At 38.1% G+C, this 15,369-nt stretch carries 13 protein-coding genes; 9 read left to right on the top strand and 4 right to left on the bottom strand.

From position 1 onward, the window contains the following. Positions 1-47 precede the first annotated feature (47 nt). From BC008_RS17395 to BC008_RS17380, 4 genes are all read left to right on the top strand, one after another. On the top strand, positions 48-434 hold the full coding sequence (locus tag BC008_RS17395) for a cyclic nucleotide-binding domain-containing protein (RefSeq protein WP_027846154.1): 387 nt from the start codon (positions 48-50) through the stop codon (positions 432-434). A 150-nt stretch (positions 435-584) separates the two neighbouring features. Beyond that, positions 585-1,460, top strand: a complete 876-nt coding sequence (locus tag BC008_RS17390; RefSeq protein ID WP_058183739.1) for an urease accessory protein UreD — start codon at positions 585-587, stop codon at positions 1,458-1,460. 64 nt (positions 1,461-1,524) lie between these two features. Beyond that, positions 1,525-1,827: an urease subunit gamma gene (locus tag BC008_RS17385; RefSeq protein WP_027846152.1), complete on the top strand. Its 303-nt coding sequence runs from the start codon at positions 1,525-1,527 to the stop codon at positions 1,825-1,827. A 180-nt stretch (positions 1,828-2,007) separates the two neighbouring features. After that, on the top strand, positions 2,008-2,319 hold the full coding sequence (locus BC008_RS17380; protein WP_027846151.1) for an urease subunit beta: 312 nt from the start codon (positions 2,008-2,010) through the stop codon (positions 2,317-2,319). 82 nt (positions 2,320-2,401) lie between these two features. On the opposite strand, the gene BC008_RS17375 is transcribed toward BC008_RS17380, so the two are convergent. Beyond that, positions 2,402-5,395: a leucine-rich repeat domain-containing protein gene (locus BC008_RS17375; RefSeq protein ID WP_153009609.1), complete on the bottom strand. Its 2,994-nt coding sequence runs from the start codon at positions 5,393-5,395 to the stop codon at positions 2,402-2,404. 277 nt (positions 5,396-5,672) lie between these two features. On the opposite strand from BC008_RS17375, the gene BC008_RS48410 reads away from it, so the two are divergent. Together BC008_RS48410 and BC008_RS17370 are read left to right on the top strand one after the other, a co-directional pair. After that, a complete protein-coding gene (locus BC008_RS48410; protein ID WP_027846849.1) occupies positions 5,673-5,882 on the top strand; it encodes a hypothetical protein in 210 nt (69 codons plus the stop codon). A 658-nt stretch (positions 5,883-6,540) separates the two neighbouring features. After that, positions 6,541-7,086, top strand: a complete 546-nt coding sequence (locus tag BC008_RS17370; RefSeq protein WP_058183721.1) for a Uma2 family endonuclease — start codon at positions 6,541-6,543, stop codon at positions 7,084-7,086. A gap of 829 nt (positions 7,087-7,915) precedes the next feature. Here the strand turns inward: BC008_RS17370 and BC008_RS17365 are convergent. The 3 genes from BC008_RS17365 to BC008_RS17355 form a co-directional block, all read right to left on the bottom strand. Beyond that, entirely contained in the window at positions 7,916-9,046 is a 1,131-nt protein-coding gene (locus BC008_RS17365) for a CO2 hydration protein (RefSeq protein ID WP_027847081.1), read from the bottom strand. A 244-nt stretch (positions 9,047-9,290) separates the two neighbouring features. Beyond that, positions 9,291-10,793 carry an NADH-quinone oxidoreductase subunit M gene (locus tag BC008_RS17360; RefSeq protein WP_027843906.1) on the bottom strand — a complete coding sequence of 501 codons (1,503 nt, stop codon included), beginning with the start codon at positions 10,791-10,793 and terminating at the stop codon, positions 9,291-9,293. 457 nt (positions 10,794-11,250) lie between these two features. Then, positions 11,251-13,107 carry an NAD(P)H-quinone oxidoreductase subunit F gene (locus BC008_RS17355; RefSeq protein ID WP_027843907.1) on the bottom strand — a complete coding sequence of 619 codons (1,857 nt, stop codon included), beginning with the start codon at positions 13,105-13,107 and terminating at the stop codon, positions 11,251-11,253. A 642-nt stretch (positions 13,108-13,749) separates the two neighbouring features. On the opposite strand from BC008_RS17355, the gene BC008_RS17350 reads away from it, so the two are divergent. The 3 genes from BC008_RS17350 (at position 13,750) to BC008_RS17340 (ending at position 15,295) form a co-directional block, all read left to right on the top strand. Beyond that, entirely contained in the window at positions 13,750-14,058 is a 309-nt protein-coding gene (locus tag BC008_RS17350) for a carbon dioxide-concentrating mechanism protein CcmK (RefSeq protein WP_010995042.1), read from the top strand. A 583-nt stretch (positions 14,059-14,641) separates the two neighbouring features. Then, complete coding sequence (locus tag BC008_RS17345) at positions 14,642-14,986, top strand: carbon dioxide-concentrating mechanism protein CcmK (protein ID WP_027843908.1); 345 nt, start codon at positions 14,642-14,644, stop codon at positions 14,984-14,986. A 6-nt stretch (positions 14,987-14,992) separates the two neighbouring features. After that, positions 14,993-15,295 (top strand): EutN/CcmL family microcompartment protein, encoded by a 303-nt coding sequence (locus BC008_RS17340; RefSeq protein ID WP_027843909.1) that lies wholly within the window; start codon positions 14,993-14,995, stop codon positions 15,293-15,295. Positions 15,296-15,369: the final 74 nt, after the last annotated feature.

Genomic DNA, 15,369 nt, shown 5'->3' with positions numbered 1-15,369 from the left:
TTCTTTAGAGTAGCTTAACCTTTTATTAACTAAAATTTATTTTACCAGTGTCAGAACCAGTCAAAACAGTTGAAATTTTTCAAAAATCATCTTCTCCCCTGACTTATGTCGCCGGTCAGACGATATTTGAGGAAGGAGAAACTGGGAGTGTGATGTACGGCATTATTCAAGGTGAGGTTGAACTTGTAGTTGATGGAAAAGTTGTAGAAACAATTACAGCAGGTGATGTTTTTGGGGAAGGAGCATTAGTTCAACCAGAACACGACCGAGCATCTACAGCGATCGCTAAAACTGATTGCATAATCGCATGTCTCGACCGAGAACGTTTTCTTTTTGCAATTGAAAATACTCCTATGTTTGCAATAGATGTACTGAGAAGTTATTCTAACCGCGCTCGACGGTTGAAACGTATGGTTGCTTTCTATCTCCAGTAGGTTTAAATTTATATAATTAGGTTTATACCTATTCGATCCACATGATTTGTGATTCAGCCTTCAGATTTTAATCCTGAAGTACTCAACTCTGAAGTACTTAATCCTAAAATAGTCAATTCTAAAACACCATGTTCAAAAAACTGGCATGGGATGCTCAATTTAACTTATGCTTCTCGTCAGGGAAAAACAGTTATTGTCGAACAACAAAATCAAGCACCATTAAAGGTACAGCGTCCATTATATCCAGAAGAGCAAACTGATCCAGAAGGACAAAAGATTTGTCACAGCATCATTTTGCATACTGCTGGTGGTGTGGTTGGTGGCGATCGCCTATCGTGTAATTTCGACTTACAACCCAATTCTCAAGCATTAATTACAACAGCTGCAGCAAGTAAAATTTATCGCAGCAATGGGAGCCAAGCAAGACAAAAGATTGAGATAAATGTTGATGAAAGGGCTTGTTTGGAATGGTTACCCCAAGAAACAATAGTTTTTAACGCTGCGGACTATCGCCAAGACCTACGAGTAGATTTAGCAAATAATGCTAGTTTTTTGGGTTGGGAAATTAACCGATTTGGACGTACTGCTAGGGGAGAAAAGTTTGTCCAGGGAAATTGGCGATCGCACACGGAAATTTACCAAGAAGGTATACCCCTATGGATAGATAGACAATGGTTACCGGGTAGTGAGGAAATTTTCTATAGTCCCAACGGTTTAGCAGGACAAGCAGTTATTGGAAGTTTGATATTTGTTGGTAAGACCATTTCTAAAGATATAGTCGAACAAGTACGATCGCTTTGGAAATCCAATCCCCACATGACGCTGTCGCGTCACGCTGCGCTAACGCCAATCCCCAATTCCAAATCCCCAAACCAAGGTGTTACTCGTTTAAATAATGGATTTTTATGTAGATATCGAGGTAATTCTACTGCAGAAGTGCGAAACTGGTTTATTAATGTCTGGTTATTGTTACGGACATCTTTTTTAAGTCGTGGTAGTTCTGTTCCTCGGGTTTGGATGCTTTAAAGCGATCGCATAAACCCAAAGGCTGCAAAAGAGGTTAATTAAGGGTTTTAAACAAAATAAGAAAATGCAATTAACACCGCAGGAAAAAGATAAGCTGTTGATTTTTACCGCTGCTTTGTTAGCAGAAAGGCGTAAACAACGGGGTGTAAAGTTAAATCATCCTGAAGCGATCGCTTTTATTTCTGCTGCAATTTTAGAAGGTGCGAGGGATGGACGTACGGTATCAGATTTAATGAGTTATGGAACTACCTTGTTAACTCGGGATGATGTTATGGAAGGTATCCCAGAAATGATTAATGAAGTGCAGGTGGAAGCTACTTTTCCTGATGGAACGAAGTTAGTTACGGTGCATAATCCGATTCGGTAATGAGTGGTAAGTAATGAGTAATAAGTAATAAGTAATAAGTAATGAGTAATGAGTAATAAGTAATGAGTAATGAGTGATGAGTAATGGGTAATAGGTAATAAGTAATAAGTAATAGGTTATTTCTTCTGATTTCTGACTTCTGACTTTTAACTTTTGACTTTTGACTTTTGACTTTTTTTTATGATTCCAGGCGAAATTATTACCCCAGAAGGGGAAATTGAATTAAACGCAGGTCGTCAACCAGCAAAATTGCTAGTTGCAAATACAGGCGATCGCCCGATTCAAGTTGGTTCCCATTTTCATTTTTATGAGGTCAACGCAGCTTTAAACTTCGACAGAGAACAAGCACGGGGAATGCGTCTTGATATTCCTGCTGGAACTGCTGTTCGGTTTGAACCAGGTGATGAGAAAGAAGTTACAGTTATTCCTTTAGCTGGCGATCGTCAAGTTTATGGTTTCAATGCCAGAATTAATGGACAATTAGATTCTTGATTTTTGATTTCTTCACAGCACGATAGCAAGGTAGGGTGTGTTAGTCCACTACTTTTTTTCAAAATAATTACGCATTACGGGACTAATTTCTACGTTTACTTGGTTCATCAATCCCATCGAGTAATTTTTCAATACTAATTTCTTCAGTAAGTCCTGGTACAATCACATCCCTGTAACCTTTTCTTTCCAAACTTAATAACCACTGGTAATCAACTGGGGGAACTCCTGGACGATCTAGCAAAGGTACTTTTTCCTCTGGAGTAATACCAGGAATAGTTTTATGAATATAGTCAAATTGAGAACGAATAGCAGTCAAGAGATTACGTCTGGTGTTTTCTGGACCCTTGACACGAATAATAATTTTTTTATCTTCTCTGTCAGCTTTAACTAAAGCTTTATTCCCTTCTTTTACAAGAACTACTCCGCTACGCCAATAAGTCTTTCTAGAAATCCAATGATTCATGCGGACAATGAAACGGGAAATAATGCTACTAGGTAAAACAAGATAATTATATTCAAAAGCTAAGGTATTATTCCACTCACCTGTTTCGGGTTCTTCTTTCGGTAAAATATCCGATATTAGAAATTTTTTATCTGATTCAATCTCAAAACACAATTCAAACTTTTGCATCATATCGATAATAAATATATGCTTATTTTTTGGGTAGTCACGACGATTTAAAATTCTTGCTAGCATTTCTCGTCTGAGAATTCCCTTTTCTTCAAGAATCAAATGGCGATCGTTGAGAATTTTATAAACGCCATTAGTTACCCATTCTGGGTTAAGTACATGGGTATGTTCTAATCTAGGATCGTCTTTAAAGTTCAGCACAACTCCTAAATCGTGAAGAAATTGAATCAGAGTGCTTTGTTTATCTTCTTCCTCTACCCCTTCTGTTTCGCAAAGGAATTCGTATTCACTGTACGGAATATAATCTTTGTCTAAGTCTTCCAGTTTTTGTTTGATATTAAACCAAGTTAGGGGTAATTGGTCATCAATATGTTCTAGCTGGTTAATTTCTTGTTTTATAACTTCTTCTAATTCCTCAATTCCTGTGTTTTTCTCACAAGAAGTTTCTTTAAAAGCTTTGATTTGGGGATATTTATTTTGCAAACTTCGCTGGTCAATATCTAAAGGATGTTGATCGGCTTTATTCCCGACAATAATTACTGGGGAATCCTTACCGAAACTTTGAATTATCTTCAGCCAATATTCAATGCGGTTTTCTTCTTCTCCTAATGTGGCGTCCAAAACCAAAACATAAAGACTACGCTTGGTCAGGAAAAATTGGTGGGTAGAATGCATGATTTCCTGTCCACCAAAATCCCAAATATTAACTTGAAGCTGACGCTCACCTAATTCTATCGTCCAATCTTCAATATCAATACCATCGGTTTTGTTGCGATGCGGATCGTATTTGTTTCTAATTAAACGTTCTTTTAGGCTAGTTTTACCAACACTACCTTGACCAACCAAAAGCATTTTCGCTTCATGAAGAGGTTTTGTTTGGTTATTCTGCAGGGATAGATAGTAATTAATAATGTTTGCAGGATTACTTAAAATCTCTGGCGGAGTAGGAGGTAGGGAATTTTCACTGATATTAAGTGTAGTGAGGTTGATTATTTGTCCAATTTCTTGGGGTAAGCTGCTCAGAGAATTATACCTGAGGTGAAGTGTAGTGAGGTTTGTTAGTTGTCCGATTTCTGGGGGCAAACTGCTCAGATAATTATAACTGAGGTGAAGTGTAGTGAGGTTGCTTAGTTGTCCAATTTCTGGGGGCAAACTGCTCAGATAATTATAACTGAGGTGAAGTTTTGTGAGGTTGCTTAGTTGTCCAATTTCTGGGGGCAAACTGCTCAGAGAGTTATTGTACAGGTCAAATATTATCAAGTTTGTTAGTTGTCCAATTTCTGGGGGCAAACTGCTCAAAGAGTTATTGTGTAGATGAAGTGTTGTAAGGTTGTTCAGTTGTCCAATTTCTGGGGGCAAACTGCTCAAAGAGTTATTATACAGGTCAAGTGTTGTAAGGTTTTTTAGTTGTCCGATTTCTGAGGGTAAACTACTCAGGGAGTTGTAGCTGAGGTGAAGTGTTATGAGGTTGGTTAGTTGTCCGATTTCTGAGGGTAAAATGCTTAGAGAATTTACGCTGAGGTAAAGTGCTGTGAGGTTTTTTAGTTTTCCAATTTCTGAGGGCAAACTGCTCAGGTCATTATTGACGAGGTGAAGTGTGGTGAGGTTGGTTAGTTGTCCAATTTCTGAGGGCAAACAGTTCAGAGAGTTCACACTAAGGTGAAGTGTTGTGAGTTTGGTTAGTTTTCCAATTGTTGGAGGCAAACTTCTCAGGAAATTTACGCTGAGGTGAAGTGTTGTAAGTTGGGTTAGGTGTTCAATTTCTTGGGGCAAAAGGCTTAGATCATTATTATCTAGGTGAAGTGTTGTGAGGTTAGTTAGTTGAAATATTTCTGGTGGCAGACTGCTCAGAGAATTTCCAAGCCATCTACCGTTTTTCTGATCCCATTTACCTAAAATGAGTTTTTTAAGTTTAGATAATTTACCTATTTCTGCAGGAAGTTGAGTTAATCCCATTCCAGAAAGGTCGAGTTCTTCCACTCCATCTCTAGCTGCTTGCTCTATTATTCGTAGTGCTTTACTTTCAGGTGTATCAGAATTACTTTTAGGACTGACAAACTCATCACCAGTTTCCAAGGGTTTGGGATTGCTTTCTTGCGTCGCAATGACTGTACTTGTATTGTCTGTGTGTAAGTCCTGATTATTTACTACCGGCTTTGGTATTTCTGATTCAGACGAAGAAATTTCTACTGGGTACCAATCAGCAACAATATCCTCTGGCTTTAATTCCAAAACATTACATATCGCTTCAACTGCTTCCTCCCCAATTTTGTATTTACCATTACCCCACTGAGGATTAAATAATCGTTTTACTTGATCTAACGTTACCTTTGCTTCTTCTCTAATTTTTTCATAAGTATATTTATTTATTCTTTTTGCCTCTTTAAGTTTCTTTACCCCCTCCACCGTGGCGAGATAACCACCTCGTCTTTTGTTGGTACCCATCAGCAACTTGCAAGCTAGTTTTTTCTACTGTAGCGAAAGAGTGCGTGTAAGTACGTAGAAGTATCTGGATAATTTGAATTATGTACAGACGTTGCATCCAAAATCTCTACAAAAGCTGTATTTTATTGAAGATAACTTTAGGTTTTTAACAGATTAGTACGATTTGATGATTATTAATGCTCGTATTGAATCGCTTTAAATGGCTTTTACTCGCTCTCACGCTTAAATACTCAACTTTGTGATTATTGGGGAGACGATGAAATAAACACACCGAGACATGTTGATCAAACCTAAAACTGTTAAAAGCTCCCGATCGCCCAAACCATCGAAAAAATCTAAAATCAACTCATACTTACTAAAGGCGATCACTGTTATTCTTACGACTCTAATTGCTTGGTTGCTACCGGAAGCACCACTTGCGATCGCGTTAATAAAGCTACTATTGTTTATCCTAGAATATTTAAATCAAAAACGTAATTCCGAGTAATTTTTTTATCTAACTTTCCAAGTAAATACTTGCTCATACCAAAGATAAGTTATTTCATACAATTCCTTCGCTTGCGGTGCGTTATGGCTTACGCCTAACACACCCTACTCTGATTTTTTAATCCTTCCAGAAGGGTCGAATTACAAATATACGGAAACACGAATGACAACACATAGTTTTTATACTTAGAAGCACACCGAAATATATCTTTTTTTAAGTCTTTTTTTTACTTTATATATTTTGAAATATCTTAATTCCAGAGTTAATCTATCAATTTAAATAATTAGTCAATATTAAATACACAATAATTAATATTATGAAATATGTGATGATTAGTATCACCTCAAAGTTGATACTAGTTAACAGACATAATTTCGTGAGAATGTATCAGAAATATTCAAATGTTCAGAAAGCACAGTATTTGATATCCACATAAGGAATACTTATAAAATACTCAGGATTGAACAATTTCCAAGCGTTGTATAGACAAATAGAAATAACAAATAATAGAATAAACATCCTTAGTGAAATAGCTACGGAAAGATTAGGGTTACAATGGAACCTTAGATGCACTGTTTGAGAGAAACAGTTTTTTACCAGGTTGTGTGGGGCAAGTTGAATAGCGCATGAAAAAATAGCAGAAGCGAGGCGAGATATTATGCTATTCGTTGATAGTGGCATTAAATTTATACATCAACAATTAGCTGCAGAATTAGCTGACTGGAATCACTATAAAAAGGCTGGGTACATCTTTGATAATCAAACACAGTTCAAACTACCCAATGGTTCTCATATCTCTCCAGATCTATGTTGGGTAGTATTAGAGCAATGGGATGCATTATCTAATGAAGAAAAGCAATCAGTTCCACCTGTATGTCCCGATTTTGTAATTGAAATTTTTGAAGGGGACAAATCTCTGGAACAATTGAGACTTCAAATGCGCGAATATATCAAAAATGGAACCCGTCTCGGTTGGTTAATTAACCCCCAAAAATCATCAGTAGAAATTTATCGCGTTCGTGATGTTCAAGAACGTAATACTCAAAAGTGTGACATTCTTGAATATGACATTCGAGAAATTGTTGCTTTTGGTTTTAGGAAAGCTCCAACTCTTCTTGGTGAAAATGTTTTACCAGGATTTTCTGTAGATCTCCAAGATCTATTTAATATTCAACTCAATTATCGACTCCAACATGTTGCTTAAATGATTGATTTAAGCGCCAAAGAAATTTGATAATTTTTCTTTTAATGGAGTGAGGGAAAGTAAACAACCAAATTGAAATAAACAGCACAGACGCACCAATAACACTGGTGCGTCTTTAAAAATAGAAGTAACGAGTAATAAGTAATGAGTAATGAGTAATAAGTAATAAGTAATAAGTAATAAGTAATGTTAGCGTAAGCGGGGCGCGACAGCGCACAGTAATAAGTAATGAAGCGCGTAGCTAGCGTCAGCGTACCGGATCCGCAAGGTAGCGCAGCTAGAGGCTATAACTACGTTACCTGCGGATCTGCCGTCGCCGCAGGCTCTAGGTATTGCGGGGCGCGTTAGCATTCGCCAGCAGGACACGTAAGTGTACACGGTGCACAGTAATGAGTAAAAGGGTTATTACCTAATAACCGCCGTCTTTTCAATAGGGTTATATAGTAACTAATTAAGCGGACTTGATATCAAAAGTACATTATTCCCGGTTCGCCCATTTTTTTTGGAGTTAGAGAAATTGCCAAAAAACAAAAAAATCTAGATGTCGTAAGGTTTTCACCTATTTTTCATAATTTTTCCTAAACAATCCCCAGTTCTAAAAACTCTATTTTTATGCAGTCGCATTCCGCAAGGTGGAGTATTGGGTCTTTGTTATAGCCAAAAACCCTGACTAAATCGTTTGAAAGACGCGCGGCTAGTACCACGTTCGCGTAGAGCGTCCAAACAGCTTTTTCTAACTTGATTTTACATGGGCGAACAGTGATTTATTACTTATTCTTATTACTTATTACTCATTACTGTGCGCTGTCGCGCCCCGCTTACGCTAACATTACTTATTAACGTTGTGTAAACGAGAATTAATTAATCGATCCATCCATCCTTCAAGATAAGCTTGATTTGCTTTTTGTTCTTCTGGATCTTGAGTATCGGGAGAATGGGGCATTAATCCAACAACTGCAGCATTAGTAACGCAATACATTGATTTTTGGAAAGTTTCACAAATTTTTACCCGTAAGTCATCTTCTCCCCGGAGGGTTTTCTGATAAAATTCGTGTAAATAATCTGGTAAATAGTGACGCATATCTTGCATCAGTAATGTGGGAGGAATACCAGAACCACCAATAGGTAAAGGATCTGCATACAACGCCCCATATTGGAAATTCCCTTGAACCGGAGGAATTTGACGCGCTTGAGCATTATAAGAAACTGTACCGGGGAAAGGTGTTCCTCGGAAGAATACAGCTTCTACATAAGGTACAGCCGTATCCATCAAGAAAGTTAAGCCTACAGACTTGGGAATGATGTCATAGTCTTTATCTTTGATTGTGACGGTGTAAGTAATTGGTTGAGCTGCTGCTGCTACTAATCCAGCTTTAATGTGGTTTACAACCTCAAGAATTGATGTAATTTTACCTTCATCATAGAGATCTGATAAATCTATGAATATATCAGACATCACTCGCCAAAATTGACCCAAACCACTGTAGTAACTATAAACCCGCATCTGTTCGATTAAAAACTGGGAAAATATTTTGTTAACGGCGAGAACGAAGGGATTATTTTTAAACTTTGCTGTAATGACGGCTTTTGCTCTTTGTTCAAATTCTGGCGAATCTAAGTATTCATCTAAACCACCACCACCATGCCATAACATTGCTTTCATGCAATACTCGGCATATTCATAATTTATCCGATCGTGCCACCAATGCCGAAATAATTTTTTGCTGTTGATATCTCCGTTAAAGTATTTAAAGAAAGGAAAAAATACTAAAAACTGATTTTGAGCGATGTAGATCAGATTGTTTGAATAAGCATCTAATACAACGCCATAACTTTTCAAAATTCCTACTACTTCTAAAAGATTAGTTTCACTATTGGGAAGTAAAGTTTCGTTGTTTAATAGACGCTGTATATATTCCGATAAAGGATGTGGCGAAGATTTCTTTTTAGCGGTTAACATTGTCAATTCTCCCTAGACAGGAATTGGTAATTGGTAATTGGTAATTGGTAATTGGTAATTGGTAATTGGTAATGGGTAATTGGTAATTGGTAATTGGTAATTGGTAATTGGTGATGGGTAATTGGTGATGGGTAATGGGTAATTATGAATTTTTAACTGTTAACTGTAGCCCGTAAGGGCGTGGCGTTAGCCATAAACTGTTAACAAAGCGTGCGCTTCAGCGCATTAACTGACAACCAAATTCTCAATTTTGACTTTTTTCTTGGTACAAGGAAACAGCAGCAATTGGGTTTGGTGGGTTTACCATTGCAGTTATTGTCGTTTCACTCCAACGCGTCAACCAACTGGGTTGGATGCCAAAAATTACAATTAATATTGCTAAAATAATTGCTGGGTTGCGATCCGACCAATATACCCGTGGTAAATTAACAACCTGCTCTGATAAACGTCCAAAAAATGCACGGTTAGCAAGTATTAAGAAATAAACAGCAGTTAAACCAGTACCAAGCATACATAACAGAGTTTGAACTGGGAACACCACAAAACTGCTACGAAAAATAATGAATTCTGAGATAAAACCGACCATTCCAGGAATACCTGCACTAGCCATTACCGCCAAAATCATTAAACTACCAATTAGCGGTAAACCCCGCTCTGGGTTCAATAGTCCCCTAACTACATCTAAATCTCGGCTACCTGCTTTTTTGTAGACAACACCAACCAACAAAAATAGCAATGCAGAAATCAAACCGTGACTCACCATTTGCATCACCGCAGCCAAAATACTTAATGGTGTAGAAGCTGCTGCAGCTAACAGGATATAACCCATATGTCCAATGGAACTATAAGCCACCATTTTTTTCATATCTGTCTGAGCGATCGCACAGGAAGCACCAAATAAGACGCTAACGACCGCCCAAGTTGCAAGCCAGGGTGCAAGGTAATTCCAAGCATCAGGTAGCAAATTCATCCCAAAGCGTAAAATTCCATAGGTTCCCAGCTTTAGTAGTATCCCTGCAAGCAACACAGAAATTGGTGTGGAAGCCTCAACGTGAGCATCTGGTAACCAGGTATGAAAGGGAACGATGGGAATTTTTATGCCAAAACCAACCAACAATCCAGCTAATAAGACTAGCTGGGTTGTTAAGGGTAGTGCTGTAGCGTTTAATCCTTGCAAAGCAAAACTGCTTGCACCACTAAGCCAGACTAGACCCAAGAAACTTGCTAAAATTAGAATACCGGAAACGGCGGTATAAATTAAGAATTTGGTTGCAGCATAACCTCGACGTTTACCGCCCCAAATTGCAATTAGTAAGTATAAGGGTATGAGTTCTAATTCATAAAACAGGAAAAATAGTAGTAAATCCTGTGCTAGGAAAGCCCCCGTTACGCCAACATTGAGCAGTAACAATAAAACATAGTAGAATTTCGCCCGTGGAATTGAAATGTCGCTACTGTAGATTGCAATGCAAGTTAATAGCCCATTCAAGACTAATAAGGGTAAGGATAGACCATCAACACCCAAGTGATAGTTCAAACCTAGAGCATCTATCCAAGGCAAAAATTCAGAGAACTGTTGGGTGACATTGTTTATTTGAAAGAAATAAGCAATGACAATTGTCCAAATGAAGGCGATACTAGCAAAGATTAAAGCCAACGAGCGAAAAGCTTTGCTGCTGATTTTTCCTGGTAATAAACCAATAATAGCCGCACCTAAAAGCGGCAATACAATCAAAGTACTAAGCATAGTCTAGGAATAAATTATGGGTCATAGATTCAGATAAATTTAAGTAAAGGTAGGATGCACGGCTATAGCTTTAAAGCTTGATATACAAAGTTTGGAACTTATATTTCTACATTTCTAATTACAGGAATAAAACTGTTTGGAATTACCTTTTGAATTGAGCCTGATATGTGAAAAATTTACGTTTGAGAAGCTTATTTACTATCGATTTGTTCTGTAAATCTTGTTCTAGGGATATTAACCTGGAAATATAACTCTGGAAATATTACCCTGGGAATATTTTCCCTTCGCAGATTATTTCTGGAATATCTTTCTGGAACATTGCGATGTGTAGAGACGCCGCATTGCAACGTCTCTACAAAAGAAAGATATTTTGTTGAAAATTCCCCTTCCCTATGTCTTCGATTAATTGTTTGATATTCATAAAACCTCAAACAAAGTCAAATTTTTAATATCTTCTTTAAAACGGTAAGTTATCCAATAAACCTAGAGACCAGCCCAAGAAAATTCCTAAAATGCTGATACCTACCAAAATAGTCAGCAAATATCCTTGCGAACGACCGGAAACACTATACCTTAAACTTTGTCCGCCAAACACAGTCGCAATACCAACGAGATTAACGAATCCATCAACTAAATAGCGATCGCACCACGCAGATATGTTGGACAAAAAGCCCACAACCGAAACAATGGTTACACGATAGATTTTATCGATGTAGAAGTCGTATCCCAATAAATCCTGGATCATTCGCCACGACATCAATCTCGATCTCGACCAAGCTTTGTGGAGATAAATCTTAGAACCAATAGCAACTCCCAAAAGACTAGAAGCAAATAATGATGATGCAACATACCAGTTGACACTATCCAATGTAGGTAGCAGATACCATCGCTGCAACATTACAGGAACTAACAAAGTTACTATCGTTAGGGATACCATTGGTAACGCCATCGGCCAATGAACTTCCGGTGCGCGACGGGTTTTTGGCTGCGGTTCTCCCCAAAACACTAGTCGGAAAAATCTTGTCAAATTTAACGCTGTTAGACCATTTACTAACAACAAAACTCCAATCACCCAAGGAGTAAAGTAAACTAAGCCATCAGACCAAGACAGCATCGCCCAAAAGCTACCTAAGGGTAATAGAGTTATCATTCCCCCAGCACCTACTAGAAAAGCCGTTGTAGTTGCAGGCATTCTTGACCACAAACCACCCATTTCCGTTAAATCTTGACTTGAGGTGGTATAAATTACTGAACCCGCACTCATAAATAACAGTGCTTTAGCAATCGCGTGGGTGAACAAAAACATCAGCGCAACGCCGCCTTGTTGCATCCCTACCGCCAAAAACACCAACCCCATATAAGCACTGGTAGAGTGGGATAAAGCCCGCTTAATATCTGTTTGAGCTACCGAGACCAAGGTTGCACCGATTGCTGTCACTGTTCCAAGAACAACTAAGGTGCTAAGAGCTACTGGTGATAACGCTAAAATGGGCTGCATTTTATACAAAATAAAAGCACCACCAGCTACTACTAAAGAGTTCCGCAGTACAGAAGCAGGGTTGGGTCCTTCCATTGCTTCATCCAACCACAAATGTAAGGGAAATTGGGCACACTTACCTGCAGGACCAGCGATTAAAGTTAAACCAAGCAAAGATGAGGTTAAAGGGCTTAATTCGGCTGTCTGCGCCCACTCATACAGGTCAGAAAAGTTTAAGCTACCTGCAAAAACGGAAAGGGTAACCACTCCCATTAGTAGTAACAAATCTCCGACCCGCTTTGTCCAAAAAGCATCCCTTGCTGCTGTTACCACCAAAGGTTGGGCATACCAAAAACCTACAATCAAATAAGTTGATAAGGTTAAAACTTCCAAAACAGCATAGGAGAAAAACAGGGAGTCGCTAATAGCTAAAGCACATAACGCCGCTTCAAAAAAACCCATCAAGGCAAAGAAACGTGCAACTGCCCAATCTTTTTCCATATACCCTAGGGCATAAAGTTGAGCGAGAAAACTTAAACCAGAAACTAATGCTACAGCCCCCATACTAATGGGTGAGATATCCAAGGCAAAAGATAAATCTAAATCTACAGCCTTAAACCAGTGAACAATTACAGTTTCTGGACCTCTGCTCGAAAAATCTTTAAATACAAGAATACTATGAGCAAAGGTCAATAATGTGGTCAACAAGTTAAAGTAAGCAGCTGGTCTTGGTCCAGTTCTGCGAACTATTCCGGTCGCCCAAGGCAATGTTAGAAGCGCGCCAACTAAGCCATAAATGGGCACACACCAAGACGTAACAAAGAGAAATTGATTCATTTAGATTATCCTTGACGACTTACCCCTACAAGAATTTTTGCCCAATGATTACATTGGGCATCAGGTTAATCTTGGGGCATTTTAGTTCCTCTTGATAGATGTTATTTTGCCATTTCATTTATTCCCATAGATTTAAACATCTATGAAAAAGTACCTCCACAAACTCACACTTAACTTTTGATTTATTCAATTTTTCTGGAGTTACAATGGCAATCTATCTTTCTGATAACCACAACTTATATTTATAATTACTGTTAATTTTAACTATCAATTTTATTGTCCCATTGTAAAGCTAAAGGAACAAGCTTCCCAATATTTTTAAAACTTTGTAATTCCTTTGCGCGACATAGAAAATTCTTTGCGGTAAATCAGTTCCACCTAATGATATAAAGAAATTATAAAACACAAATGGTTGCTTTACGAATAAAGTCAACTTCTATTAAGCAAAAAGCCGTCATCAAGATATGTTAAGTTTTTTAAAACTATTTTATTATGAACTATTATAGTAATTTATATTGCCACGGGGACAAAGCTTTCATATGCTTAATTTGAGAACGCTTTATTGAGCACAAGGAAAAATACCCCCGGTCTAAATTTTCACCTTTGTTGTACCAGTTGATTTAAGTTAGTGGGAGTTTTGCGATGCCTATTGCAGTTGGAATGATTGAAACCAAAGGCTTTCCGGCGGTAGTGGAAGCTGCGGATGCGATGGTAAAAGCCGCTCGAGTTACCTTAGTAGGTTATGAAAAAATTGGTAGTGCTCGCGTGACTGTAATTGTCCGTGGAGACGTTTCTGAAGTCCAAGCTTCCGTAGCAGCAGGAATAGAAGCCGCAAGAAGAGTTAATGGTGGTGAAGTCGTATCCACCCACATTATTGCTCGTCCCCATGAGAATTTAGAATACGTACTACCAATTCGCTATACGGAAGCAGTAGAACAGTTTAGGACCTAGCAATTAAAAAAAATAGGGATGAAGGGATTTGTAAATTTGCCAATTTGTATGCCCCAAAGGTGAGAAAATATTACTGTATCGGGTTTTTCGTTGACATGTCATTAATCATCTTATTGGCTTCAACATTCTTCCCTATAAAATCTAATAATTTCTCTCTAAAGTTGGAAATTTTGGAAATCTGGGATTTTAAAAGCTTGAGATTTGAGCAGTCTAAAATTTTAGAAATCTAACATTTTAGAAGTCTGAGATTTTAAAAATCTTATATTTGAGGAATTTTAGACTCTGGAAGGTTGAGACTTTAGAAGTTTTAGACTGTAGAAGTTGGCAACTTTGGAAACCTTAGGTTGAAATTTGAAATTTGGGGGGTCCGAATGGGAATCCTAAATTTGAAAATTACAAATTTTATATTTTCTCAGGTTGAAATTTTAGAAGTTTGAGACTTCAGAAGTTTTATACCTTAGGAACCTTAGGTTTGAGAAGTTAAAAGATTTGGCTTCAATAGTCGTCTTACATTCAAAGCTTGTACGTTCAAAGCTCCTATTAGATTTTTGTTTTCATTAGCCTCTTATTAAGGAACAAGATAATGTCAATTGCAGTGGGAATGGTAGAAACGCTTGGCTTTCCGGCAGTAGTGGAAGCTGCTGATGCAATGGTGAAAGCTGCTCGCGTTACCTTAGTAGGTTATGAAAAAATTGGTAGCGGTCGCGTTACCGTAATTGTGCGCGGAGATGTTTCCGAGGTTCAAGCTTCAGTTGCAGCTGGAGTTGATAATGTAAAAAGAGTTAATGGCGGACAAGTTTTATCTACACATATCATTGCTCGTCCCCACGAAAACTTGGAGTATGTTCTGCCAATTCGTTATACGGAAGATGTAGAACAATTCCGTGAAAATGTCAATGCAATTCGTCCCTTTGGTGGCAGACCATAAAGCGTAATGCAAATCGCCAAAGTGCGCGGCACAGTAGTTAGCACTCTAAAAGATCCTAGTCTTCGAGGTGTAAAACTACTGTTGTTGCAGTTAGTGGATGAGGAAGGACAGATTTTACCGATATATGAAGTGGCAGCTGATTACGTTGGTGCGGGAGTCAATGAATGGGTTCTACTCAGTCGCGGAAGTGCTGCTCGCAAACTTGATGGTAGCGAACAGCGTCCCCTTGATGCGGCTGTCGTCGCGATAATCGATACAGTAAATGTTGATAATCGCTTGATATATAGCAAGAAAGATGATTATCAATAAATTCTTATCTGGAACTTTTTCTCTGGAACTTTTTCTCTAGAAACTGTTATCTGGAGGTTGTTATCTAGAAATTG

This window comes from Mastigocoleus testarum BC008 (assembly GCF_001456025.1).
In the GTDB taxonomy this organism is placed as follows: Bacteria; Cyanobacteriota; Cyanobacteriia; order Cyanobacteriales; family Nostocaceae; genus Mastigocoleus; species Mastigocoleus testarum.
The sequence above is the reverse complement of the archived record's forward strand: the minus strand, read 5'-3'. Positions and strand labels throughout refer to the sequence as shown.